Consider the following 23058-nt stretch of genomic DNA (forward strand, 5'->3'; position numbering starts at 1 on the left):
CGCCGGCCAGAATTTCCGTCAGCGAGTGCCGGACAAGACGCCGAAGCTCACTTGGAAATGGGCTCGATACGCGGTTTGGCGAGCGCCACCAAGGCGCTCGGACTCATCCCGATGGAACGGTCGAGCCGGGCCGCGTTGAAATAGACCTGATCCTGCCCGAGCAGCATCGGATCGAGCACCACCGAGAGGTGTTCCTCGAAGGAGAACGGGATGATGCAGCCGCTCTCACAGGCGGCCAGCCGTTCGGCTTCCGCCCGGTCGGCCATGACCGCGTCGGTCCCTCCGTAAAGCCTTTTGATCTTCCGGTAGTCGACCTTCCGGTCGCCCGGGATCACAGCGAGAACATACCTGCCCGCGGCGTCTTTCGCACGCACCGAGACAATCATGCACTTGGCGGCGCTGCCCAGTGCGTGACCGCGCAGTTTGCTGGCCCGTTCGGTATGCCCTTCGGCGGCATGGTTGATGACGCGGTAGTCCACCGAGGAATCCGCCAGAACCGTCATCAGCCGGCGGTACATGGAATTCGACATGACCTCGCCCTGCACTTGGGGAAGCGGCCTGCTGGAATTTTCACGGCGCCAGGCCACCCCATCACACCGAAACGCGCGGTGGGACGAGTTCATCCGGAAGGAATCCGGAACCGAAGGTGACGGAATACGGAATTCCAGCGGTGCGGACGGCGAGCGGGACACGGACGCACCACGCCGCGCGACCCCGCCGCGCGGCGCACCACCGCCCCCGCACGCACGACGGACCGGCCCCCGCGCTCTTCGCACGGCGACCGGTCCGTATCCGCGGGTTCAGCCCACGCGGCCGCGGGTCTCGACGCCCCGCAGCTCGATCTCCTTCGCGAACTGCAGCCAGTGTTCGGCGCATTGGCGGGCGGCGCGGGCCACATCGGCGTTGCGGTGCGCAGGCACCCCGTCGATGAGCCATTTGCGCTTGTCGGACGCGAGCGCATGGCTGCCCAGCAGCTGGAGCAGCGCCCGGCCGGCTTCCGTGAAGCGCAGCGAGGGGTCCTTGCGCATGTTCGTGAAGGGCGCGTCGGACAGCAGCGCCGGCGTCGACGCCATGGCGGATTGCGCCACCTCCGCCTCGCAGCGCACCCGCGCGGGGGCGACCGGCGCCGGAAGAGGCTCATCGACCGCCTCCGAGGCGACCTCGATGACCGCATCACGCTCGTGCCGCCGCAACTTGGGCGGTACGGGGTCCTGCCCCTGCCGCATCCGCTCGCGGACGTCCCGCGCGGTGGCGAGCGCCACCCCGGCCTCCTTGGCGATCTCCCGCAAGGAGGCTTCCGGCCGTTCGATGATGACCCGGCTCGCGGTTCTCCGGCCCTCCGCACTGTTCACCGGACGGCTGCGGCCGTCCCGGCCCGTACGCATGTTCAACTGTGCGATTCGGCCACTTGAACGGCTGCGCAGGGCCGCCACCGCGCTCGGTGAAAGCCCGGTCACCGAGCCGATGCGCCGGTCCGACCAGTGCGGATGGCTCTCCATGATGCGGTTCGCGGCGGCCGTGCGGTCCTTGCGGGACAGCGGCATCCCATGCTCGGCATTCAGCCGTACCGCCAGGACGAAGGCGTCCTTCTCGTCCCCTTCGACGAACCGCACCTCGATCCGCGGCGCCCCGCGCAGCACCGCGGCGCGCAGCCGGTGCATGCCGTCGACGATCCGCATCGTGGGGCGGTGCACCACGATCGGCGGGAGATCCGCTCCGGATTCGGCCAACGCCTGCGCGTGCTCGGCGATCTCACCGGCCAGCCGCGGCGAATCGGACGGTAACAGCGCGCTGACGGGGACGAGTTCCGTCGCGATGGAGGCGATCTCCAACTCGACCGGGGATTGCTGATCTTGACCGGTTAATACATCGGACATGGGCACCTTCCTCTGCGCACCGAGGGATGATTCGCGCTCAGACACACGAGAGTTCAGATGTCGGAAGGCCACGGCACCGGAGCAGACGACCGGTTCGGGCGCGGGGCGCACCGAGCATCCATAACGCGCACGGGCTGCGGGTCAACAACGCCCGAAGCCGGGGCGAACAGCTGGGTTTCCCTCGCCGGCGGCCGCGCCGTGCGGGCGGTGCGGCAGGCCGGTTCGCGCGGCTTCGCGGAAAGCGGCGACATGGTGGCGCTCGAACCTCGGCGCGCGGGCGCGGCACATGCTGTGCGGCGATCCGTTCTGCGCATGGCCGAGAAGGCGCTGGACACCCGCGGTTCGCAAACATCCCTCATCGAAGAGGATTTGCAGATCGTTCATGATGTGCTGGTTCCCCCTGCAGCGATCAGCGCGATGAAATGGCGGCCCGGGCCCCCGTTCGAGAAGCCGGCGCTCGTCCACCACAGTGGACGCCATTTCACCTCTGTCCATCTCTGCTAACAAGACGCACACGCTAGGTTCCCCGCTACACACTGTCAACTAGCATGGACGCGAGCACGACGCCGGACCATCCAGGCGTACGCGAGGAGCCTTACATGTCGTCACTGGCGGAGAAGATCGACAAGCTGTTCACCACGATCCGGCCCAACGGACGGGAGTACTCGTACGAGAAAGTTGCCGCGGAATGCGCCCAGTTGAGCGGCTCGACCTTCTCCAAGACCTACGTCTGGCAGCTGCGCACGGGACAGCGGGACAACCCGACGAAGCGTCATCTGGAGGCGCTGGCCGCCTTCTTCCGGGTGCCGGCCGCGTACTTCTTCGACGACTGCACGACCGAACGCATCGACTCACAACTCGCCATTGCCTCAGCCATGCGCAATGCTGATGTTCGTGACATCGCACTACGCGCCATGCGGATGGACGACAACGGCCGCAGGTCACTGGCGCGCATCATCCAGGAAGTCAGCGCACTGCAGGACCGCTCGCGCGCGGACACGCACCGCGGCAGGCCGGTCGACGCCGAGGAGTAACGCGAGGAGTATGGCTCAGCATGCCCACCGTCCCACGTGGCCGTCGCGCCGAACGGCGACACATGCAGGCACTGCGCCGGTCCTGTGGGCTGCGGCTTGAGGCACTCGGCCTGCCGCCGACGTACGACCTCACCACGCTCCTCAACCACCTCACCGCCGTCCGCGGCCGGCCCATCCTGCTGCTGGCCGCCCCGATGTGCGCGACCGGCCCGTGCGGCCTGTGGCTGCCCCTGCCCGACACCGACTGCATCCTGTACGAGGAGCAGACCAGCCGGCACCACCAGGAGCACATCATCGCCCATGAGCTGAGCCATATCGTCTGCGGCCACCAGGGCAGCGGCACGCTGGAGCCGGCCGCCATGGAACAGCTCTTTCCCGACCTCGATCCGTCCTTGGTCAAGGATCTGCTTTTCCGCAAGGACTACGGCGATGCCCAGGAACAGGAAGCGGAATTGATGGCCTATCTCCTCGGCGAACGCCTGCGGGCCACACCGGAGCGGACGAATGCGCTGCCGTTCCCGGAGACCGTCCTCGACCGGATCAGCAGATCCTTCGGTCGCTCCCACGGGGACTGACGATGACCAGCCTCCGCTATCCGCTGGCCGGCCTGGCGTGCATGATCGCCTTCTTTTACGCGCTGTGGCCCATCGTGCGGGGCAGATGGCGCGACCCCGCATTCATGGTGTTGTGCGCGTCCTTCGGCTGCCAGGGCATTTACATGGCCCTTTCCACTCCGGCGGCCTGGACGGGAAGTCTCTTCGGCGAAGTCACGTGGTACAACGTCGTCGTCCAGCTGTGGATCGTGGCGGCTCTCGCCTGCCAGCAGGTGCTGCTCATTCTCTGGATTCATCCGCCGCACCGGGCACGCCCCCGGATAAGACGCAGAATCGCGCTCTTCGCCGCCATCGGCGCCGCCATGGCACTGCTCTTCCTGCTCGCCGGCCGCCACGGCCCGCCGGTGAATCACTTTTCCCATCCCGGCGACCAACCCTATTTCTTTGTCTACCAGTTAATTTATCTGACAACTTTCAGCTGCAGCAAGGTGATTCTTGGCCACGCCTGTCTGCGCTACTCCCGGCTCACCCACAGCCGTTGGATACGCCACGGCCTGCGGATCGCCGCCGCCGGGTCCGCCGTGGACCTGCTGTATCCGCTCGGCCGGTTCGCCGACATCCTGCTGGTCCCGCTGGGATGGAACCCGGCGTCCTGGTCGGACGTCTCACGCACCGGCCTGACCGTCGGCATCACCCTGAACGTCATCGGCTGGACCGCACCGCTGTGGGGCCGGCACCTAGCCGACGCCCGCCGCTGGTGCACCGACTTCCGGCGCTACCACCGGCTGCGCCCGCTGTGGCTCGCCATCCACCGCGCACACCCCGAATCCGTTCTGCTGCCGGCCGCCCGCAGCGACGTCTGCGCGGTGCGCGACCTGCGCTTCCAGCTCCACCGGCGGGTCATCGAGATACGGGACGGCTGCCTGGCGCTGCGGCAGTGGATCGATCCGGCCACCGAGAGACGGCTGGCCGCGCGGTACGCGGGCCGTCCGCGCGCCGACCACGAGGCGGCGCGGATCGCGGCGGCGCTGTCGGTCACCGGTCCCGGCGGGCCGCGCTCCCCCGCACAGCCGCCCGACGCCCCGTCCGCGGTGCTCACCTGCCCGCTGGGCCCCGACTACGTCGCCGATGTGGTGTGGCTGGTCGAGGTGTCGCGCGCCTTCGACCGGGCGCGGCGGCCGGCGGCCGGGCGATCCGCCCGCTGACCGGCCGCCGGCGCCGCGCCCCGCCGGCGCGTCCGCTCAGCGGCGGGCGACCGGCCCGCCGAGTGCCCGCTGCACGGCGTCGGTCAGCACGCCGGGCCCGTCCGCGTCCAGCACATCTGCCACCGGCAGTCCCAGATGGCGCAGTTGCCGCACGCTCTCCGCGCCCTTGGTCGCCAGCGCGACGACCGGCGCCCCGCCCAACCGCTCCACCAGGGCGATCTCCTCCTCGACGGCGCCGACGGCCAGATGCTCCCAGTGGTAGCGCGCCTTGCGTCCGGGGTCGTGCGCGAAGACCACGGCGTCGGGCTGGGAGCCCTGGAGTATCGCGGTGGCGAGCCCGCCGAACGCCGGGTGCAGCACCGACGCCTGCCCCTTGATGACCAGCAGATCGTGGTCGGCCTCGGCCTCCTGGACGAGGTGTTCGACCAGCCCCGCCGCCTGGAAGACCGGCGTGCGGTCGACGATCGCGCCGGTGGCGCACCCCGTCAGCAGACAGGTCTGCCCGGTGCCGACGTAGCCCGCCGCGACGCCGCGCGCCCGCGCCTCGCGGTGGAGCTGAAGGGCCGCGGTGCGCTTGCCCACCACGCAGTCGCTGCCGGCGACGTGCACGACCCGCGCTCGGGAACGCGGCGCCCGGCCGGAGTACTTGGGCAGTGTGGGATAGGGCCGTCGTACGTCGATGATCTGCCGGCCCTCGGCGAGCAGGCCGGCGAGGGGCGTTTCCCGCAGTTGCTGGTGCAGGCAGGAGATGAGATGGAGTCCGGCGCGGGCCGCCCGCTCCAATTCGTCCCACCAGAATTCCGGTATGTCGCCCGGCTCCCGGGGGTCGCGCAGGAATCCGTCCAGCCCGGATTCCCCGAAATCGGATTCGGTCATCGCCAGGACCAGGGCGTCGGGCCGGTACCGCAGCGCCTCCGTCACGGAATCGACGACGGGTACGTCCGTGCCGGGCACCATGGCCGCGGTGGTTTCCGGGCGGTGCGCACGGTCGACGACGGCGACCGGCTCGAGGAGGGTGCTGTGCCGGAGAATTCCGTGGGCGGTCTTTCCTTCGAGGTGTCCGAATACTCCGTCGGCGAAGAGGACGGCACGGACCGGGGAGGTGGCGAACGAAGACGTCAGCATGCGGGCGAGAGTACCCACAACTCCTTTACATTCTCCAGGAATTACCCATACGCTCACGGCCGCTGAAATCACCCGGAATGCGCCAGGAACAGGCACCTTGAGGCCGACCTCACCCCCCGGGCAACCGGAGCGCATCACTCTCATCCGGCGCTCCCGAACTCCCCCTCACCATGGGCCCGTTCAACCTGCCCCCACCTTCCCCCACTTGGTTGACGTGCTAACGACACGCGCCCTAATCTCCCGGCGAAGAAGTTTCCACGCTAACTCTCCGGTTCGCGGGCCGTCGTACGGCGCCCCGGCCCGGCCCGCCGTCCTGCCTTCGGACGGCCGCCGCGCCCCGCGGCCGCACCGTTCCCCGTCTCCTTGAGGAGCCGCACCATGGCCACAGTCACGGCCGACACGGCACCACCGGACACCATCGGCCGACCGGGCCCCACCATGGCGATCACCTCGCTGGCCGCGTTCATGGTCTCCCTGGACCAGCTGGTGGTGACCACCGCCCTGCCCACCATCAGGGACGAACTGCACACCGACATCACGGGCGTCGGCTGGGTCGTCAACGCCTACACCCTGACGTTCGCCGTCCTGCTGCTCACCGCCGCCGCGGTCGCCGACCGGTTCGGCCGACGGCGGCTCTTCTGCCTCGGCCTCGCGCTCTTCACCGCGGCTTCGGCTGCCGCGGCGCTGTCCACCGGCATCGGCGCCCTGATCGCCGCCCGCGCACTCCAGGGGCTGGGCGCCGCCGTCGTGCTGCCGCTCACCCTGACCATCCTCTCCGCCGCCTTCCCGCCCCGGAAGCGCGGTGCCGCACTGGGCGCCTGGGGCGCGGTCGCCGGACTCGCGGTGGCCTGCGGTCCGGTCGTCGGCGGCTTCCTCACCGATATCGCGTCCTGGCAGTGGATCTTCTGGATCAATGTGCCGATCGGCGTGGTCCTGCTGGCGTTCGCCGTCCGCGGCCTGACCGAGAGTCACGGCGCGAGCGGGCGGCTCGACCTGGTGGGGACCGCGGCCATCAGCCTCGGCCTGCTCGGCGTGGTGTTCGCGATCGTCCGCGGTCCCGACGAGGGCTGGGCCTCGGCCGAGGTGCTCGCCAGCGGCCTGGCCGGGCTGATCCTGATCGCCGGCTTCTTCGCCTGGGAGGCGCGCACCGCCTCGCCGATGCTGCCGCTGCGGCTCTTCGGCAACCGCACCTTCTCCGTCGTCAACGCGCTGTCGCTGCTGATGTTCTTCGGCATGTTCGGTTCGATCTTCCTCGTCACCCAGTATCTGCAGACGGTGCAGGGCAGTTCGCCGCTGGGCGCGGGGGTGAAGATGCTGTCCTGGACCGGCATGGTGCTCTTCGCCGCGCCCCTGGGCGGCGCGCTCTCCGACAAGATCGGCGGACGCCCGATCCTGCTGGCCGCCCTCGGCCTCCAGTCCCTCGGCCTGCTCTGGCTGGCGCTGTTCGTCGAGGCCGACACCTCCTACGCCGCGCTGGTCCCGGCGTTCGTCTGCAACGGCATCGGCATGGGTCTGTACTTCGGGCCGACCGGCAACATCGTCATGGGCGCCGTCCCGCGCGCCGAGGAGGGCATCGCCTCCGGCGCCAACAACGCCATCCGCGAACTGGGCGGCGTCCTCGGCGTCGCCGTGCTGACCTCGGTGTTCGCCGCGTACGGCAGCGTCGACACCGACCAGCGGTTCGCGGACGGACTCGTACCGGCGCTCTGGCTCGGCACGGCCGTCGTCGCCGCCGGAGCCGTGACCGCGGCCCTGCTGCCCGGCAAGCGCGCCGCGGACCTCGCGGCAGAGGCGGCCGCGGCGGAGCGGACCGCTCCGTCCGCCGCACCCGCCGCGGAGCACAGCGCCGTGTGAGCCGTGTCCGCTCCCCCGCCGTCCGGCACGGCCGCCCCTCCACGGCGCGGCCGCCCGTCCCGCCGGGCCCCGGCCGGCAGCCCCCGCTCAGGGCTGCCGGCCTCCGGCGTACCCGGCATCAGGTCCCCGCGTGGCGCCCCAGATAGATCACCAACACGAGGAACCCGGCGACGAGATGACCGACGGCTATGTAGAGCAGCACCTGACGGGTGGTCGGGTACTCCTTGTGCCGGGAGATCAGCGCGAGGACCCGCGGCGGCGCCGACGGGCGGACCAGCGGGCGGCCGATGGGGCGGCCGGTACGCCGCCGGGGCGGCAGGGCGCGCCGGCGCACCCCGCACCGCGGCGCGGTGCGCCCGCCGGCCGGGCGCCACGGACAGGGGTGCGGCCCCCGTGAGGCGACCGCGCCGTCGTCGTACGGGTGGTGGTGCGGGCCGCCGCAGGGGCGCCGGGAGCCCGGGGTGCCGGTGACCGGCAGGCAGGTGCGCGAGTGGACCGCGCGCCACGGCGGCGGCCCCTTCCGCCGGGCGGCGCCGGGCACGGGGCTCATCCGACGAGGCCGCCGGGCGGCCTGCCCCGGTCGCGGTGGTCCGCCGTCGCCCGGCGGACCGCTCGGGCGGGCCACCGCGCGCCGCGCCCGGCCGGACCCGGCGGCGCCGCGCCGACGGCGCGCACCGCGCTCATCCCTGCTCCGTTCACGTGCGCTCCGCCCACTCCCGTTCCGCTCATGACGCCTCCTGGACGCGGGGCTGCCCGGCGGCCGCCCGCCGCAGGTCGGCCGGGCCGTCGCCGCGGCCGGTCAGCACCACGGGGAGGGTCCGGCGGGCGGCTCCCAGCAGACCGGCCACATCGCCGCCGGCCAGTTCGTAGACGACCGTGGTGCCCGTGCGGGTGGCGGTGACGATGCCGGAGCGGCGCAGGACCGCGAGTTGCTGGGAGAGCGCCGCCGGTTCCACGCCGATCTGACCGCGCAGCTGCCGCACCGGCAACGGGCCCTCCTGCAGCAGCTCCAGCACACGGATGCGCACGGGGTGGCCGAGCACCCGGAAGAATGCGGCCTTAGCCTCGTACAGCGGCATCCGGGCGTCGTTCATGCGCCCGCTCCCGCCGCGGCGGGGTGCAGGTGGTGCGGTCGGTGCGGCGCCCGCGCCGTGCGGCGCCGGGCATCCCGGGTCCGCTCCCCTGCCGCTCCGGCCCATCCGCCCACGCATGCCTCCGCTCACGGTCCGCCGACAACCACACCAACTGTTGAATTGCAGACTTCTGCAACTGTAGACGACATCCGGCCGTCCATGGGCGGGCAGGGCCCGATCGGGACAGCTTTCCGACGGGGGACATCCGACGCATCGAGCATGTTCACGACATCTCTCGGGGTTCATCAGGGGGACACACGCCCGTACGCCGGAGGAATCGCCGCTCCTCCGCCGCCGGCGCCCCGGGAAAGGACCGGCCGAAGATCGCCTTGACAGCATGTGCGCCCCTCTTCCGCCGTCCCGCTTCCCGCGCGGAGCCGCCACCCGCCGGCCCGGGCTCGCCCCGTCCTCCCGGACCGGGGCGGCAGTGGGCCGCCTGCCCGGCGGGGCGGCATGTCAACCGCGACGCGCGCGGGAACGTATCTTCTGCCCGTCACCGGCGCAGGCGCATCTGCGGCGGTCCGGGTGGTGTGCCCGCAACCCGCGGGTGGGTCGGCTGGTTGAGTCCGGTCATGGACGCCAAGCAGAACGCCGGGCCCCCGCTCCGGCGCCGCGCTCTCCCCCCGTCGACCCCCGCGGCCCCGACGCCGCAGGCCACGCGCCGCGAGGAGGCCACGCCGATCTTCGATCAACTGCTGCGGGAGTGGCGCTCCGGGACACCGCTCCCGATCACCTGGCCCCCGGCCGACGCCCCACCCCAGCCCGGGGACCCGCGTCCGCCCGCCACCGCGGACGAGGAACGCACCATCCCCCGCTCCCGCCGCCACGACGCGCCCCCCGAGGGCCGCGGCGCCCGGCACACCGAGGAGTGAGGACCCGGGGCCGACGCCGCCGGGAGCGGATCGCGACCGGCGTGCGCTACGGGCCCCCTCAGCGGCGCCCCCCCCCGCGGCGGCGACGGTCTCCGGGCCATCGAGGGCGATGAGGACCTTCTGGGTTTCTTCTCCGATGCCCGTCTGCCGTGATCTGGGCAGATACAGCCAGTTCAGGGAGCCTGGTGCTCCCAAGGGGAAAGTGCAGAGTCCCCGGCCGGGGACTCTGTGCGTGGTGAGCCGCGCCGCCCCGCGGTGAACACGAGCGGCGCGGCGCAACCGAAATCGCGGAGCCCTTGATGCTGAGGTCGAGGCCGTCTGCCTCGTCGGGCACGGCCCTGCGAGGAGCACGACAAGCAGACGCATACGTACGCCACCCGTGGCCGTGTCACTCGCCTGCGCCGCCGGGAGCGACGGTGGGCAACCGTCCGCCAAAGCTGGGACCTGGCACAGGCGGCGCGCTGCCTTGTTCCGGAGCAAACGGAACAGGCGGGATCGCGGCACGGCAGGCACACGCTACTGAAGGAAGGGAAGGTCTCTCCGCATGTCACACCACACCGCGACGGTGTCGGGGGCGACCTGGGTGGCCAGATTGGCGGGAGCTCTGCTGTGTCTCGCGGTGGCCGTCATTCACGTCGTGGACCAAGGCGGCATCACGGTGACGAGAGAGCCCTATTACATCGGCGTCGCCTACCACGTCCTGGAGATCGCGGCCGTGATCGCCGCCGCGCTGCTCCTCGTCGGCCTCGTCCGACTCGGCTGGTTGCTGGCAGTCGTGGTCGCCGTCGGCCCCCTGCTGGGCTACATCCTCTCCAGGGGGCCGGGGCTGCCCCACTACAGCGACGACGTCGGCAAGTGGACGGAACCGCTCGGGCTGGCCAGCCTGGCTGTCGAAGGCGCCCTGCTCCTGCTGTCGGCGCCACTCTTCGTCCAGAGCCTGCGCCGCAGAGCCTGAGGACTGTCGCGGCGCGCCCACCAGGTATTACGGGACAGCCCTTGGCCGAGTCATTCGGCCGGCCGGGCTTTCACCTTGGTGTGGAGGATGAGGGCGTGCCGTCCCTCAGAGGGCGGTAGCGGCGGCGTGGGGGCGGAGTCGGGCGGCGATGTGGTCGTCGACCTGATCGAGGGCGACCCAGCGCGCCAGGCCGCCATCCAGGACAGCGGAGGACACGAAGCTGCTGTGGGTGACGAGCAGATACCGGAAGCCGATATGGAGCCGCCGGGGCCCTTGGAACACGTCGATGATCAACGGTCCTTCCGTCCCTGGCAGCGCCCAGGCCTCCCGTATCCCGCCAGACTCCATCAGCAGAGCCGATGCGGCGTCGCACAGGCTGAGGTCACCGGGTTCGGGGACCGTGCGGACGCGTTCGGCATCGACCTTGCCGTGCTCGACCGTGCCGCGGCTGTCAGCCGGCAGCGGCGAAAGGAGTCTGATCGCGGTACCCACGCCCGACCCGGTGATCGCGCACATGGCTTCCTACCGGGCATGGGCCGCTCGGCACGACGTTCCGTTCAACGCCACGCTCAGACGCGCGCAGACGCTCGTCGAGCGCCACATCGAGCAGCACGGAGCGTTCGAGATCAACGCGCTGGGCGGACTCCTGGTCTGCTCGAAGTAACACACGGAGAACGCGGGAAGCGCCCCCGCTCCCGCCGCCATGACGCGCCCCCGAAGGGCCGCGGTGCCCGGCACGCCGAGGAGTGAGGCCCCAGGGCCGCCGACCGCCGGGAGCATGTCGCGGCGAGCGCGCGCCACGGGCCCTCAACGGCGCGCCCCCGCCACGGCAGGCGCGCGCCGTGCCCTCACGCGGGCAGCTGCGCCTCGACGGCGGCGACGACCTCCGGGGCATCCGGCTCGGTCTGCGGGGCGAAGCGCGCCGCGACCGTGCCGTCGGGGGCGATGAGGAACTTCTCGAAGTTCCAGCGAATATCGCCCGTGTACCCCTCCGCGTCCGGCGCGTCGGTCAGCTGGGCGTAAAGGGCGTGCCGCGCGCCGCCGTTGACGTCGATCTTCTCGGTCATCGGGAAGGTGACGCCGTAGGTCGCGGAGCAGAACTGTGCGATCTCCTCGGCGGTGCCGGGCTCCTGGCCCATGAACTGGTTGCAGGGCACGCCGAGGACGGTGAAACCGCGCGGCGCGTACTGCGCGTGCAGCCGCTCCAGTGCGGCGTACTGCGGGGTGAGGCCGCACCTGGAGGCGACGTTGACGAGGAGTACGGCCTTGCCGCGGTACTGGGCCAGATCGGCGGGGCCGCCCTGGAGGGCATCGATTTCCACTGTGTGAACGGACATGGCAAGGGAGCGTAGTCCGCCGGGCCCCGTCGGCGGCGGCCCGGCCCCTGGGGGTGTGTTGCCGGATCGGCAAGACACCCCCAGGGGCGTTCACCATCGGCCCACCGGCGCGTCGTGCCCGGACGCCGTGTCCGTGTCGAGCAGGTCGAAGGCGTCGGTCAGACCGGTCAGTTCGAGCAGGCGGCTCACCGCGTCGCCCGGGGCGATGCCGGCCAGCCGCAGCCTGCCGGAGGCGGTGCGCACCCGGTGGCGGGCGCGGCACAGCAGCGACAGTCCGGAGCAGTCGATGAAGGTCACCGCCCGCAGGTTCAGCACCAGGTCGGGGCGGCGGGTGGCGGTCAGGTCGTCCATGGTGGCGGCGAGCGCGCGGGCGGCGAGGAGGTCGAGTTCGCCGTGGAGTGCGACGACGGTGACGCCGTCGGTCGTGTCGGTCCGGCCGAGGTACGGCCGTACAGGGGGGTGGTCGTCGTTCATCGCCCGTCCCTCTTCTGTGCCGGGGCGCGCGTTTTCGCCACCCGCAGGCGGCGAAGGCGTGCGGAGGATGTGGGGTGCCACCGCGGACCGGACGGATCCGGCCGCCGGCGGCGTTTCGCTGTGGCCGCGGCGCCGGGCGCCGGAGTGAGCCGTGCGCCGCGTGTGCCGGGTGTACGGATGTGCCGCGGGTGTCTACGGACTACCCGTTGGACACCGCGTCAAGTCCCGGCCCGAGCCTTGGCGGGCGAGGTTGGCGTGATCCGGCCGCAACGTAACGGGGAATGCAGGTAGCTGGGCGGCGCGACCGGCCGCCCTTGACCTCAAGAATGCTTGAGGTTCTAGGTTTCCGTTCTGCCGCCGCCACGCCGCGGCGGCCTTGACACCACGATGACGGGAGACCGCGATGGACATGGAAGTGACCGCCTGGCACGCGCTGCACGGCACGGTCAACGCGCAGCAGGGCACCCGGCGGCTCTCGCGTGCCACGCTGCGCCGGATCGCCGCCTTCGCCCGGCCGCACCGGCGCCGTCTGGTGTGGTTCCTCGTGCTGAGCACCGTCACCGCGGCGGGGGCGGTGGTGACACCGCTGCTGGCCGGGCGGGTGGTCGACGCCATCGTCCACCGCGGGTCCACCGGACTCGTCCTCGGCATCGCGGCGGTGATCGCGGTGATCGCGCTCGCCGAGGCGGGGCTGGGGCTGCTCACCCGGTGGCTGTCGGCGAGCATCGGCGAGGGGCTGATCCTGGATCTGCGCACCACCGTGTACGACCACGTCCAGCGGATGCCGGTCGCCTTCTTCACCCGGACCCGCACCGGCGCCCTCGTCAGCCGCCTCAACAACGATGTGATCGGCGCGCAGCGGGCGTTCAGCGACACCCTCTCCGGCGTGGTCAGCAATCTGGTGACGCTGCTGCTGACCCTCGTGGTGATGCTCGGACTGTCCTGGCAGATCACGCTGATCGCGCTGGTGCTGCTGCCGGTGTTCGTGCTGCCCGCGCGCCGGGTGGGACGGCGGCTGGCCGCGCTGCGGCGGGAGGGCGCCGACCACAACGCCGCGATGGGCACCCGGATGACGGAGCGGTTCTCCGCGCCCGGCGCCACGCTCGTCAAGCTGCTGGGACGGCCGTCGCGCGAGTCCGCGGAGTTCGCCGCGCGGGCCAGGCGGGTCCGGGACATCGGGGTGCGCACCGCGATGGTGCAGACGTACTTCGTCACCGCCCTCACCCTCGTCTCCGCGCTGGCGCTGGCCGTCGTCTACGGGCTCGGCGGCTACCTGGCGCTGCGCGGCAGCCTGGAGCCCGGCGCGGTCGTCTCCCTCGCGCTGCTGCTGACCCGCCTCTACGCCCCGCTGACCGCGCTGTCCGGCGCGCACATCGAGGTGATGAGCGCGCTGGTCAGCTTCGAGCGGGTCTTCGAGGTGCTCGATCTGAAGCCGCTGATCGCGCAGAAGCCGGACGCCCGCGCGGTCCCCGAGGGCCCGGTCTCCGTCGAGTTCGACGCCGTACGGTTCGGCTACCCGTCCGCCGACAAGGTGTCGCTGGCCTCCCTGGAGGAGGTCGCCGCCCTCGACACCCGCGGCGGCGAACGCGTTTTGCACGACATCTCCTTCCGCGCCGATCCCGGCCGCATGGTCGCCCTCGTCGGCTCCTCGGGCGCCGGGAAGTCGACCATCGCGCAGCTCCTGCCGCGGCTGTACGACACGGATGCCGGAGCGGTGCGGATCGGCGGGGTCGACGTGCGCGATCTGACCGCGGAGTCGCTGCGCGACACGCTCGGCATGGTCACCCAGGACGGCCATCTCTTCCACGACACGATCCGGGAGAACCTGCTGCTGGCCCGGGACGGCGCCACCGAGGACGACCTGTGGGACGCGCTGCGCCGGGCGCGGCTGGCGGAGCTGGTGCGGTCGCTGCCGGACGGTCTGGACACCGTCGTCGGCGAACGCGGCTACCGCCTCTCCGGCGGCGAACGCCAGCGCCTGACCATCGCCCGGCTGCTGCTCGCCCGGCCCCGGGTGGTGATCTTGGACGAGGCCACCGCCCATCTCGACAACAGCTCGGAGGCGGCGGTGCAGGAAGCCCTCACCGAGGCGCTGGCCGGCCGGACCTCGGTGGTCATCGCGCACCGGCTCTCCACGGTCCGCGCCGCCGACGAGATCCTGGTCGTCGAGGGCGGACGCATCGTGGAGCGGGGCACCCACGAGACGCTGCTGGCCGCGGACGGGCGCTACGCCGAGCTGTACCGCACCCAGTTCGCGGACGGCTCCGGCGGTCCGGAGGCCACCGGCGCCGGGGCATCCTCCCTGGTGGGCTGAGCGGACCGGACGGGACGGAACGCCGCGCTCCGCGCCCGTGGGACGCGGTTCCTCGCCAAGGGCTCCCGGTTCCGGGGCCGGCGCCGCGCTCCGCGCCCGCGGGGCCCGGCGTTCGGCCGCTCAGCGGTCCGCGGGCCCCCGGAACGGTGGGGATCACCGCCGCCCCCTGTCCGTGCCGCGCCGCAGCGCGCAGACTGGCCGCGTCGCCCGCCACCGGAACGGACCCGGACGGCAACGCCGGAGGGGAAACACATGGCCACACCCAGTGCCACCACCACCGCGCCGACCGACGCGGGAGCCGCGCGCCGCCCCCGGGCCCGGTGGCTGCGGGCCGCCGCCGCGCTGCTGTGCGGCGCGCTGCCGGCCCTCGCCTTCCCCGCCCCGTCCCTGTGGTGGACCGCGTACATCTCCCTCGTCCCGTGGCTGTTGCTGCTGCGGACGGCGCCGACGAACCGGCGGGCGGCGCTGGAGGGATGGCTCGGCGGCATCGGGTTCATGGTGGCGGTGCACCACTGGCTGCTGCCGAGCCTCCATGTGTTCCTGGTGGTACTGGCGGCGCTGCTGGGCGCGCTGTGGGCGCCGTGGGGGCCGCTGGTCCGGACGCTGCTGGGCGGCACACCCGGAACGCGGCGGTCCCTGGCCGCCCTGGCGCTGGTGCCGTCCGGCTGGCTGATGGTCGAACTGATCAGGTCCTGGGAGCAGTTGGGCGGCCCGTGGGGGCTGCTGGGCGCCGGGCAGTGGCAGGTGCCGCCCGCGCTGCGGCTCGCCTCCCTGGGCGGAATCTGGCTGGTCAGCCTGCTGATCGTCGGGGTGAACACCGCGCTGGCCCAGCTGGTCGCCCTCCGCCGGGCCCGCCCCGTCGCCGTCGTCGCGCTGCTGGTCTGCGCGCTGACGGTGACCGCCGTCCGGTACGCCGCGCCGGTACCGCGACCCGGCGGAACCGCGCGCATCGCGATCGTCCAGCCGGGTCCGGACGGCGGTCCCGGCGCGCGGCTGGCGCGCAGCGAGGCGCTGACCCGGCAGCTGGCGGGCCGGGGCGTACGCCTCGTGGTCTGGGGCGAGAGCAGTCTGACCCGCGATCCGGCGGACGATCCGGCACTGGCCGGACGGCTCGCCGCGCTGTCCCGGAGCACCGGCGCCGATCTGCTGGTCGGGGTGGACGCGGCGCGCGCCGGGCGGCCCGGCGTCTACAAGAGCGCGGTGCTGGTGGGGCCGGACGGGCCGACGGGTGACCGGTACGCCAAGATGCGGCTGGTGCCGTTCGGCGAGGCGGTCCCGGCCCGGCCGCTGCTGGGCTGGGTCACCCGTGTGGGCAAGGCGGCGGCCACCGACCGGATGCGCGGCACCCGCCAGGTGGTGATGGACCTGCCCGCCGCGCACGGCCTGCCGATCGGCCCGCTGGTCTGCTTCGAGACGGCGTTCCCGGACATGAGCCGGAGCCTGGCCGCCGATGGCGCACGGATGCTGGTCGCGCAGTCGTCGACCTCGTCGTTCCAGGACAGCTGGGCCCCCGCACAGCACGCCTCGCTCGGCGCGCTGCGGGCCGCCGAGACCTGGCGCCCAATGGTGCACGCCACGCTCACCGGCATCAGCGCGGTCTACGGCCCCCGGGGCGAACCGGTCGGCGAGCGGCTGGCCACCGACCGCAGCGCCGCGGCCGTCTACGACGTGCCGCTCGCCCACGGCACCAGCCCGTACACCCGGCTGGGCGACTGGCCGGTGTACGCGGCCGTGGCGGCACTGGTCCTGGCGGGCGCGCCGGCGGCGGGGCGGCGGATCAGGCTCCGGTGGTCCGCGCGAGCGCCTCGCTGACGCCCCGTTCGCACAGCTCGTGGGGGGCGCAGCGCATCCCGCGCGCCCGGCCGCTCCCCCGCCCGTACGGCGTCCGGGAAGGCCGGCACCGCCTGCTCGATGCCGGGCTGCCGGTGACCGCGACAGCGATGCGAACAAGGTCATCGCTGGTCGTGCCCGGTATTGAGCATCGGTACGGCGAGGCGGACGACGGCGTACGAACGGCGTGGATGCTGCACGCCGGCGGTTCCTGGGCCCGCGCGGCGGGCGCCCGAGGGGAGCCGCCCGAGGTGCACCTGGGGCGGCCCCCGCCGCTTGTGGAACGAGTGCCTCCGCCACGACTGGCCACCGATGGCCCTCTGCGGCTCTTCGGTGCGATGCCCGTCGCCGGCGCGCTCACCTGAACCCGGGGCCGGTCAAAGAGGCTGGCCCCGAGACAGTTCGGCAGCTGCCCTGCGCTTCACGGACAGTCGATTCCGCTCAGCATGCGCTTGATGATGGCGCAGACCATCTCCTCGATGGTCGTGGGATCCACGGGATCGCCCTTGTCCCCCTTGTCGCCTCTGTCGCCACGCGGGCCGGGGTCGCCCTTGGGGCCGGGGTCGCCCTGCTCACCTCGGGGGCCAGGCTCTCCCGCGTCGCCCCGCTCACCCGCTTCACCGTCCCGGCCGGGGTGTCCGGGGTCACCGCGCTCCCCTTGCACACCTGGCTCGCCCTGGGGCCCGGGCTCACCATCATCGCCCTTGTCGCCTCTGTCGCCTTTGTGGCCAGGCTCGCCCCGGTCCCCCTTGTCGCCCTTCCGGCCTCGTTCCCCCGGGTCGCCCTTGTCGCCCCGCTCCCCTTTCTCGCCGTCCCGGCCCGGATCCCCTCTCCCTCCCTTGTCGCCCTTGCTCCCCTTTTCCCCTTGGTCGCCCTTCTCCCCGCGAGGTCCGGGATCACCTCGGTCGCCTTTCTCGCCCCGCTCTCCCTCGTCCCCCTTGTCTCCTTTTCTGCCGCGCGGCCCGGGGTCACCTTTCTCGCCGCGCCTGCCCGGCACCCCGCGAGGCGGATCTTTGATGGTGATCCCGACCGTGACGGTGAAGCATTCGCGCCCCGCCGCCTTCCTGAGCGTTAATTCCGCCTCACCCGCGGAGGCGTGGGGGGACACCTCGAAATCTCCCGCCCAGTAGTGCCCTCCGGAAATGGGCGTGAGACCGTGCCAGGCGCCGGAACCACCGGCGACGACGTCGCCACGGTATTCGACTTCTCCACCGCCCGCCGGCCTTGGCCAGTAGACAATGATTCTGGCGTCCACGCCCGGGTAAAGCGGCTCTCCGAAGAAAACGAGAAGAGAAGAGTCCTGATCTACAGGGGTGGCCATGCTTTCCTCCTTCAGGCGGCCGCCGGCACGCGGTGCGCACAGGCAGCGCTCCCTCATTCGACAGACGGGGAGCTGAGGCCCGAGAAGAGCAGCACGCTGAAGGTGCCCGGAAGAATTACGTGCGGCCGGACTGGCGCATCCCCGAAAATGAAATCTGTTGACGGATGGGTGTCGACGTCAAAATCGCTGCGCATCGTACTCATCCGGCTATATACCCCTACGACCATCCGCCACTCATCAACGCGCCGGAAGTATAGGCTTTTAACCCGGTGGAGTGAATTACAAGTGCCTGCAATGCCCCCCGAGAACTTCGCGCACTGTAACTTTCGGAGGGAATCGAAATTCACGACGCCCGCAACAATAACGTAAGGCCCCACCACCACGGAGGCCCACGTAGGCCTCCATGCGCCCTTCGACCTCAGCCCGGATTTCTCGCCTCGCGCACCGCATCATTATCCATGCCGGGGGCCATGGCGACTTGATCGAGGGCCGTTTCGAAATGGGATCCATCAGGCCCCCGCCAACGGAATCAAGGACCATGACGTCTTCTGCCGGCGTGGAGATCGGCGGGACGGCGCCCAGCAGCGCCGGAGCGGCCACGGTCGCGGCGGAGACATCGCGCCGGGCGCCGTGCCGACCAAGATCGCCGAGCGCGAGGCCCACGGCTCAACTCACTTTGAATCGTCAGCTGACCGATCGGCGAGCCGTCCTAGGACACCTCGCGCACGATGCGCTCGCACAGCTCGTGCGTCTCCAGGGCGTCAGCGGCGCTGAGCACCTCGCCGGCGCGCACCGAGTCGAGGAACGCGAGCACCCCTTGCTCGATGCCGCGCTGCCGGGCGACCGGCACCCAATCGCCGCGGCGGTGAATGGTCGGCTGCCCCTTGTGGTCGATGACCTCGGCAAGGTTCACGACCTCGCGCTTCGCGTCCTGTCCGGAGACTTCGAGGCGTTCCTCGGCGGACCCGCTCAGCCGGTTCATGATCCCGATCGCCGTGAAGCCGGATCGGGCGTTGGAGCAACTACCGCCGGAGAGCTGCAGGACGACGTGGTCCATCAGTCCGTCGCGGACCCGGGCGCGGACGTCGAGGTGCTCGATCTCGCCCGGGACCAGGAAGCGCAGCGTGTCCACGACATGGATGAAATCGTCGAGCACCATGGTCCGCGGGTCCTCGGGCATCCCGACCCGGTTCTTCTGCAGCAGGATCAGCTCACGGGGGTGCGTGAGGCAGTCGGCGTAGCCGGGGGCGTGGCGGCGGTTGAAGCCGACGGCGAGGCCGACGCCGCGCTCCTCGGCGAGGCGGACGAGCCGCCGGGAGTCGGCCAGCTCGTACGCGAGCGGTTTGTCGACATAGGTCGGCACCCCGGCGTCCAGCAGCCGGGCGACGATCTCCGGGTGCGCGGCGGTCGGGGCGTGCACGAACGCGGCGTCGAGCCCCGCGGCGAGCAGTCCGTCCAGATCGGCGTGGCACCGCGCGGCGGGAATCCGGTGGGCGTCGGCGACCCGCCGGAGAGTGGCCGGGGTGCGGGTCTGCAGATGCAGCTCCAACCCCGGCCGGGCGGCGAGGACCGGCAGATATGCCTTCTGGGCGATGTCGCCCAGCCCGATGCAGCCGACCTTCATACTCTCTCCCTGTGCCGGACGGTCCGCCCGATACGTGGGCGGATCATCCCGAATTGCCCGGTGGTGCCAGGCCGTCCTCATTCGCCGTGCCCGGCCGTCCGTACGGAGTTTACGGAGTGGGGACGGAGGGCTGGGGGCCGGTCGGCTCCGGAGGCGGGGGACGGTCCCGCGGGGCGGAGGGGCGACCCCGGGCCGGCCGTGGTTACGGCGGGCCGACGGTTGCCCGCGTCGCCCCGGGGCGCGCGCGATCACCCCTGCGGGGACTTCCCAGGCCCGTAGGAGCCGGGCAAAGCTGCAAGGATGCACCGTTTGTCCGCTCTCGTGCTCCTCTCGGTGATGGTCGCGGCGACCACCACCGGCTGCGTGACACTCCCCTCCCGGCCGGCCCCGACGGGCCATCATCCGCCCCCTCCCGCCCCCACCGGCCGGCCCGGCCCGGCCGTGCCGTTGCCCCCGCAGGACCGCATCGGGCCGGTGACGACTCAGCCGGCGCCCCGGCAGCCCGACGCCGCGCACCGGGCGACTCCGCCGCCCGGCCGTCTCCCGCACCACGACGGCGGGGCCCGCGGCGGTGCGGGCGGCGGCGCCCGGCCGCTGCCCCCGCCCGCGGGCACGTCCTCCCGGGAACGCGCGCCCGCACCATCCGCGCCCTCCCGGCTGCCGCGCCTGGGTGACGGCCTGTCGGCCGGAGCGGAGCTGTGCGCCCTGGGACGGAAGTACGGCCGCTGGCACCGGGACGCCGCAGCGATGCGGATCTGCCGGCAGACGTACGGCTGACGAGGCGGCGGGGCGGCGCGGTCCGGTGATGGGCCGCGCCAGTGACGGCCGGGGCGGCGGCGTCCGGGCCGGCGGCAAGTCGGGCCGGCGGCAGCGGCCCGGCGCGCTGCGGCTCGGTCCGGTGTGCGCCGAGCCGGGCCCTCTGCGGCGGCCCGGTCAGCCCCTGCCCGGGCCGCCGCCCAGCCCCGCCCCGAGGCGGTCGATGTCGGCGTACAGCGTCTGGCGGTGGGCACCGTCGGGCAGGGCCGCGGCCCAGGTGCGGGCGCGCAGCAGATGTGTCCGGGCGTCCCCGGGGCGGCCCAGCGCCGCGTAGTCGGCGACCAGGCTCAGATGCAGCGCGGGGAAGAGCGCCCGGAGCGCGGCCAGCGACCTGTCGGTGCTGACGGCGGGCCGGGGTCCGTCGCCGTCGCCCGTGGCGTCGTCCCTGTTCAGGCCGTCGCCCGCGAGCGGGTCGTCGCCCGTAGGCGGGGCGTCATCCGCGGGCGGGTCGTCGTCCGCGTTCGGGTGGCTGTCGATGTAGCTATCCGTGTTCGGGTGGCTGTCCGTGTGCGGGTGGGCGTCCCGGCGCGGGTGGCCGTACCGGATCGGGCTGCCGCCCTTCCCCGAGCCCTCCTCGCCCGCGCACCGCTGCCCCCGGGCCCGCCCGGTCGTGACGGAACCCTCCGCCGCCTCCAGGGCCGTGAGGTCCCAGGAGAGGCGGTCCCGCGGCGTGTCCTGGGTGGCGGCGAGGTAGTGGGCGAGGGTGCAGCGGTGGAGGGGGTCGGCGGACGGGCCGAGTTCGTGCCAGAGGGCGGCGAGGCGGTTGCGGGCCTCTTCCCGGTCTCCGGCGCGGTGCAGCATGACCGCCTGGCCGATCCGGGTGGGGACGCCGCCCTCGGCCGTCCGCTCCTGCTGCCGCTCCGTCACGCTCACTCCCACATCGGTCCGCCGCAGCCTCGCCACCCGCCGCTGCTTCCCGACGCTAACCGCCGGGCGCCGCCGCCGCGCGGTGTGGGCGCCACGCCCGGACGCCCGCAAGCGCCGCCCGGGCGCACCGCGCACCGGACCCGCCCGCCGACGGGCCCGGTGGGCGCCGGGCCCGGTCAGCCCAGGTCGGGGATGCGCCAGTCGATCGGGGCGTGGCCCTGGGCGGCGACCGCCTCGTTGATCTGGGTGAACGGGCGGGAGCCGAAGAACTTCTTGGCGGACAGCGGCGAGGGGTGCGCACCCTGCACCACCGCATGGCGGTCCTGGTCGATCAGCGGCAGCTTCTTCTTCGCGTAATTGCCCCACAGGACGAAGACCGCCGGGTCGGGGCGGGCGTCGACGGCGCGGATGACGGCGTCGGTGATCTTCTCCCAGCCCTTGCCCTTGTGGGAGTTGGCCTCGCCCTCCCGGACGGTGAGCACCGCGTTGAGCAGCAGGACGCCCTGGCGGGCCCACGGCATCAGATAGCCGTTGTCCGGCACGGGGTGGCCCAGCTCCTCCTTCATCTCCTTGTAGATGTTGCGCAGCGACGGCGGGGTCTTGACGCCGGGCTGCACCGAGAAGCACAAACCGTGGCCCTGCCCGGCGCCGTGGTACGGGTCCTGGCCGAGGATGAGGACCTTCACCTGGTCGTACGGCGTGGCCTCCAGCGCCGCGAAGACCTGCTCGCGCGGCGGGTAGACCGGCCCCTGGGCCCGCTCCTGCGCCACAAAGTCGGCCAGCTCCTTGACGTAGGGCTTCGCCAGCTCTTCGCCGAGGGCGCCGCGCCAGGACTCGGGCAGCGTGTCGGTGACCACGTGAACAACCTCCGGTGTGCGTTCCGTATCTCGCACTCCAGAACCTACCGGCGACCACTGACAACGCGGCAACGCGCGGTGACCGACCGCGGGCGATCGGCGTCCCGCGGCCGTCGCCCCGGCCGTATGACCAGGGAAAAGACGCGGGACGCCGGCCCGCAGTGACCGGCGTCCCGCCGCTGAGGTGGCCGGAGATCCGGCCGTCGCCCCGCTACACCCCGGCGTTGAGCAGGAGCCCGCCGTCGACGACGAGGGTCTGGCCGGTGATCCAGCCCGACGCGTCGGAGAGCAGGAAGGCGGCGGCGCCCCCGATGTCCTCCGGCACGCCCAGCCGTCCCAGGGGGTAGGAGGCCGCGACCTCCTCCTCGCGGTTCTCGTAGAGCGCCGCGGCGAACTTCGTCTTGACCACCGCGGGCGCGATGGAGTTGACCCGGACCACGGGGGCGAATTCGTGCGCGAGCTGCAGCGAGAGGTTGACCATCGCCGCCTTGCTCATGCCGTACGCGCCGATGAACGGCGAGGCGCCGATGCCGGCCATGGAGGCGATGTTGACGATCACGCCGCCGTTCTCCTTCTGCCAGGCGTGCCAGGTGCGCTGCGCGAAGCCGAGAGCGGAGATCACGTTGGTCTCGAAGACCTTGCGGGCGACGCCGAGGTCGAGGTCGGCGATCGGGCCGAAGACCGGGTTCGTCCCGGCGTTGTTGACGAGGAAGTCGACGCGGCCGAAGGTCTCCATCGCCCGCTCGACGGCGACGGCCTGGTGCGCCTCGTCGTGCGCCTTGCCCGCGACGCCGATCGCGCGCTCCGCGCCGAGCCGCTCGACGGCCTCCTTGAGCGCGTCCTCGTTGCGGCCGGTGATGACCACCCGGTCCCCGCGGGCCACCAGCGCCTCGGCGATGCCGTAGCCGATGCCGCGGCTGGCGCCGGTGACCAGCGCCACCTTGCCGGAGAGGGCGGGGAGCGCGTTGTGCTGCTCGGTCATGTGTCGTTTCTCCCGGTGGGGTGGTGC

The 23058-nt window shown here is 72.4% G+C and carries 24 protein-coding genes; 11 read left to right on the top strand and 13 right to left on the bottom strand.

The window, feature by feature from the left end; genetic code table 11:
• Positions 1–47 precede the first annotated feature (47 nt).
• Both ABT345_RS05420 and ABT345_RS05425 read right to left on the bottom strand, forming a co-directional pair.
• Positions 48–530 carry a YbaK/EbsC family protein gene (locus ABT345_RS05420; RefSeq protein WP_345082293.1) on the bottom strand — a complete coding sequence of 161 codons (483 nt, stop codon included), beginning with the start codon at positions 528–530 and terminating at the stop codon, positions 48–50.
• A 270-nt stretch (positions 531–800) separates the two neighbouring features.
• Positions 801–1877 (bottom strand): ParB/RepB/Spo0J family partition protein, encoded by a 1077-nt coding sequence (locus ABT345_RS05425; protein WP_345082296.1) that lies wholly within the window; start codon positions 1875–1877, stop codon positions 801–803.
• Between the two features lie 57 nt (positions 1878–1934).
• Here ABT345_RS05425 and ABT345_RS05430 point away from each other — a divergent pair, with 57 nt between their 5' ends.
• The 4 genes from ABT345_RS05430 to ABT345_RS05445 are packed head-to-tail and all read left to right on the top strand — an operon-like array spanning position 1935 to position 4670.
• Entirely contained in the window at positions 1935–2381 is a 447-nt protein-coding gene (locus ABT345_RS05430; RefSeq protein WP_345082299.1) for a hypothetical protein, read from the top strand.
• Between the two features lie 44 nt (positions 2382–2425).
• The gene (locus ABT345_RS05435) at positions 2426–2911 is read left to right on the top strand and encodes an XRE family transcriptional regulator (protein ID WP_345082302.1); all 486 of its coding nucleotides are present in this window, start codon (positions 2426–2428) and stop codon (positions 2909–2911) included.
• Between the two features lie 20 nt (positions 2912–2931).
• Positions 2932–3486 carry a toxin gene (locus ABT345_RS05440; protein ID WP_345082305.1) on the top strand — a complete coding sequence of 185 codons (555 nt, stop codon included), beginning with the start codon at positions 2932–2934 and terminating at the stop codon, positions 3484–3486.
• A 2-nt stretch (positions 3487–3488) separates the two neighbouring features.
• The gene (locus ABT345_RS05445; protein ID WP_345082308.1) at positions 3489–4670 is read left to right on the top strand and encodes an MAB_1171c family putative transporter; all 1182 of its coding nucleotides are present in this window, start codon (positions 3489–3491) and stop codon (positions 4668–4670) included.
• A 36-nt stretch (positions 4671–4706) separates the two neighbouring features.
• On the opposite strand, the gene ABT345_RS05450 is transcribed toward ABT345_RS05445, so the two are convergent.
• Positions 4707–5795 carry a DUF1611 domain-containing protein gene (locus ABT345_RS05450; protein WP_345082311.1) on the bottom strand — a complete coding sequence of 363 codons (1089 nt, stop codon included), beginning with the start codon at positions 5793–5795 and terminating at the stop codon, positions 4707–4709.
• 378 nt (positions 5796–6173) lie between these two features.
• Between ABT345_RS05450 and ABT345_RS05455 the strand changes: the two genes are divergently transcribed.
• Positions 6174–7649 carry a DHA2 family efflux MFS transporter permease subunit gene (locus tag ABT345_RS05455; RefSeq protein ID WP_345082314.1) on the top strand — a complete coding sequence of 492 codons (1476 nt, stop codon included), beginning with the start codon at positions 6174–6176 and terminating at the stop codon, positions 7647–7649.
• Positions 7650–7767: 118 nt separating this feature from the next.
• Here the strand turns inward: ABT345_RS05455 and ABT345_RS05460 are convergent, their stop codons facing one another.
• Both ABT345_RS05460 and ABT345_RS05465 read right to left on the bottom strand, forming a co-directional pair.
• Complete coding sequence (locus ABT345_RS05460) at positions 7768–8199, bottom strand: DUF6126 family protein (protein WP_345082317.1); 432 nt, start codon at positions 8197–8199, stop codon at positions 7768–7770.
• A 175-nt stretch (positions 8200–8374) separates the two neighbouring features.
• Entirely contained in the window at positions 8375–8743 is a 369-nt protein-coding gene (locus ABT345_RS05465) for an ArsR/SmtB family transcription factor (RefSeq protein ID WP_345082320.1), read from the bottom strand.
• 611 nt (positions 8744–9354) lie between these two features.
• Here ABT345_RS05465 and ABT345_RS05470 point away from each other — a divergent pair.
• Together ABT345_RS05470 and ABT345_RS05475 are read left to right on the top strand one after the other, a co-directional pair.
• Positions 9355–9654, top strand: coding sequence for a hypothetical protein (locus ABT345_RS05470; RefSeq protein ID WP_345082323.1), 300 nt, complete (start codon positions 9355–9357; stop codon positions 9652–9654).
• Between the two features lie 658 nt (positions 9655–10312).
• Positions 10313–10609: a hypothetical protein gene (locus ABT345_RS05475; RefSeq protein ID WP_345082326.1), complete on the top strand. Its 297-nt coding sequence runs from the start codon at positions 10313–10315 to the stop codon at positions 10607–10609.
• Between the two features lie 105 nt (positions 10610–10714).
• Here the strand turns inward: ABT345_RS05475 and ABT345_RS05480 are convergent, their stop codons facing one another.
• Positions 10715–11125 (bottom strand): hypothetical protein, encoded by a 411-nt coding sequence (locus ABT345_RS05480; RefSeq protein ID WP_345082329.1) that lies wholly within the window; start codon positions 11123–11125, stop codon positions 10715–10717.
• On the opposite strand from ABT345_RS05480, the gene ABT345_RS05485 reads away from it, so the two are divergent.
• Complete coding sequence (locus ABT345_RS05485; protein ID WP_345082332.1) at positions 11124–11273, top strand: hypothetical protein; 150 nt, start codon at positions 11124–11126, stop codon at positions 11271–11273. The two genes, ABT345_RS05480 and ABT345_RS05485, sit on opposite strands and share 2 nt — an antisense overlap.
• A 184-nt stretch (positions 11274–11457) precedes the next feature.
• Here ABT345_RS05485 and ABT345_RS05490 read toward each other — a convergent pair whose 3' ends face one another.
• Together ABT345_RS05490 and ABT345_RS05495 are read right to left on the bottom strand one after the other, a co-directional pair.
• On the bottom strand, positions 11458–11946 hold the full coding sequence (locus tag ABT345_RS05490; protein ID WP_345082335.1) for a glutathione peroxidase: 489 nt from the start codon (positions 11944–11946) through the stop codon (positions 11458–11460).
• 90 nt (positions 11947–12036) lie between these two features.
• On the bottom strand, positions 12037–12420 hold the full coding sequence (locus ABT345_RS05495) for an STAS domain-containing protein (protein ID WP_345082338.1): 384 nt from the start codon (positions 12418–12420) through the stop codon (positions 12037–12039).
• A gap of 403 nt (positions 12421–12823) precedes the next feature.
• Between ABT345_RS05495 and ABT345_RS05500 the strand changes: the two genes are divergently transcribed.
• A complete protein-coding gene (locus ABT345_RS05500) occupies positions 12824–14734 on the top strand; it encodes an ABC transporter ATP-binding protein (protein ID WP_345082341.1) in 1911 nt (636 codons plus the stop codon).
• Between the two features lie 252 nt (positions 14735–14986).
• On the top strand, positions 14987–16546 hold the full coding sequence (gene lnt / locus ABT345_RS05505; protein ID WP_345082344.1) for an apolipoprotein N-acyltransferase: 1560 nt from the start codon (positions 14987–14989) through the stop codon (positions 16544–16546).
• A 439-nt stretch (positions 16547–16985) separates the two neighbouring features.
• Here lnt and ABT345_RS05515 read toward each other — a convergent pair whose 3' ends face one another.
• Positions 16986–17885, bottom strand: coding sequence for a collagen-like domain-containing protein (locus tag ABT345_RS05515; protein ID WP_345082347.1), 900 nt, complete (start codon positions 17883–17885; stop codon positions 16986–16988).
• Between the two features lie 709 nt (positions 17886–18594).
• Complete coding sequence (locus ABT345_RS05520) at positions 18595–19509, bottom strand: Gfo/Idh/MocA family protein (protein ID WP_345082350.1); 915 nt, start codon at positions 19507–19509, stop codon at positions 18595–18597.
• Positions 19510–19818: 309 nt separating this feature from the next.
• On the opposite strand from ABT345_RS05520, the gene ABT345_RS05525 reads away from it, so the two are divergent.
• A complete protein-coding gene (locus ABT345_RS05525; RefSeq protein WP_345082353.1) occupies positions 19819–20286 on the top strand; it encodes a hypothetical protein in 468 nt (155 codons plus the stop codon).
• Between the two features lie 156 nt (positions 20287–20442).
• Here ABT345_RS05525 and ABT345_RS05530 read toward each other — a convergent pair whose 3' ends face one another.
• From ABT345_RS05530 to ABT345_RS05545, 3 genes are all read right to left on the bottom strand, one after another.
• Complete coding sequence (locus ABT345_RS05530; protein WP_417832891.1) at positions 20443–21192, bottom strand: hypothetical protein; 750 nt, start codon at positions 21190–21192, stop codon at positions 20443–20445.
• 176 nt (positions 21193–21368) lie between these two features.
• Positions 21369–22049 carry a uracil-DNA glycosylase gene (locus tag ABT345_RS05540; RefSeq protein WP_345082356.1) on the bottom strand — a complete coding sequence of 227 codons (681 nt, stop codon included), beginning with the start codon at positions 22047–22049 and terminating at the stop codon, positions 21369–21371.
• A gap of 211 nt (positions 22050–22260) precedes the next feature.
• Complete coding sequence (locus ABT345_RS05545; protein WP_345082359.1) at positions 22261–23031, bottom strand: SDR family oxidoreductase; 771 nt, start codon at positions 23029–23031, stop codon at positions 22261–22263.
• Positions 23032–23058: the final 27 nt, after the last annotated feature.

This window comes from Streptomyces sp. NPDC000404, assembly GCF_040300365.1.
GTDB classification, from domain to species: Bacteria; Actinomycetota; Actinomycetes; order Streptomycetales; family Streptomycetaceae; genus Streptomyces; species Streptomyces ramulosus.

Excerpts from the sequence above, each read along its gene's own strand:
- ABT345_RS05420 (WP_345082293.1), bottom strand. The coding sequence starts at position 530 with ATGTCGAATTCCATGTACCGCCGGCTGATGACGGTTCTGGCGGATTCC.
- ABT345_RS05425 (WP_345082296.1), bottom strand. The coding sequence starts at position 1,877 with ATGTCCGATGTATTAACCGGTCAAGATCAGCAATCCCCGGTCGAGTTG.
- ABT345_RS05430 (WP_345082299.1), top strand. The coding sequence starts at position 1,935 with ATGTCGGAAGGCCACGGCACCGGAGCAGACGACCGGTTCGGGCGCGGG.
- ABT345_RS05435 (WP_345082302.1), top strand. The coding sequence starts at position 2,426 with ATGGACGCGAGCACGACGCCGGACCATCCAGGCGTACGCGAGGAGCCT.
- ABT345_RS05440 (WP_345082305.1), top strand. The coding sequence starts at position 2,932 with ATGCCCACCGTCCCACGTGGCCGTCGCGCCGAACGGCGACACATGCAG.
- ABT345_RS05445 (WP_345082308.1), top strand. The coding sequence starts at position 3,489 with ATGACCAGCCTCCGCTATCCGCTGGCCGGCCTGGCGTGCATGATCGCC.
- ABT345_RS05450 (WP_345082311.1), bottom strand. The coding sequence starts at position 5,795 with ATGCTGACGTCTTCGTTCGCCACCTCCCCGGTCCGTGCCGTCCTCTTC.
- ABT345_RS05455 (WP_345082314.1), top strand. The coding sequence starts at position 6,174 with ATGGCCACAGTCACGGCCGACACGGCACCACCGGACACCATCGGCCGA.
- ABT345_RS05460 (WP_345082317.1), bottom strand. The coding sequence starts at position 8,199 with ATGAGCCCCGTGCCCGGCGCCGCCCGGCGGAAGGGGCCGCCGCCGTGG.
- ABT345_RS05465 (WP_345082320.1), bottom strand. The coding sequence starts at position 8,743 with ATGAACGACGCCCGGATGCCGCTGTACGAGGCTAAGGCCGCATTCTTC.
- ABT345_RS05470 (WP_345082323.1), top strand. The coding sequence starts at position 9,355 with ATGGACGCCAAGCAGAACGCCGGGCCCCCGCTCCGGCGCCGCGCTCTC.
- ABT345_RS05485 (WP_345082332.1), top strand. The coding sequence starts at position 11,124 with ATGGCTTCCTACCGGGCATGGGCCGCTCGGCACGACGTTCCGTTCAAC.
- ABT345_RS05480 (WP_345082329.1), bottom strand. The coding sequence starts at position 11,125 with ATGTGCGCGATCACCGGGTCGGGCGTGGGTACCGCGATCAGACTCCTT.
- ABT345_RS05490 (WP_345082335.1), bottom strand. The coding sequence starts at position 11,946 with ATGTCCGTTCACACAGTGGAAATCGATGCCCTCCAGGGCGGCCCCGCC.
- ABT345_RS05495 (WP_345082338.1), bottom strand. The coding sequence starts at position 12,420 with ATGAACGACGACCACCCCCCTGTACGGCCGTACCTCGGCCGGACCGAC.
- ABT345_RS05500 (WP_345082341.1), top strand. The coding sequence starts at position 12,824 with ATGGACATGGAAGTGACCGCCTGGCACGCGCTGCACGGCACGGTCAAC.
- lnt (WP_345082344.1), top strand. The coding sequence starts at position 14,987 with ATGGCCACACCCAGTGCCACCACCACCGCGCCGACCGACGCGGGAGCC.
- ABT345_RS05515 (WP_345082347.1), bottom strand. The coding sequence starts at position 17,885 with ATGGCCACCCCTGTAGATCAGGACTCTTCTCTTCTCGTTTTCTTCGGA.
- ABT345_RS05520 (WP_345082350.1), bottom strand. The coding sequence starts at position 19,509 with ATGAAGGTCGGCTGCATCGGGCTGGGCGACATCGCCCAGAAGGCATAT.
- ABT345_RS05545 (WP_345082359.1), bottom strand. The coding sequence starts at position 23,031 with ATGACCGAGCAGCACAACGCGCTCCCCGCCCTCTCCGGCAAGGTGGCG.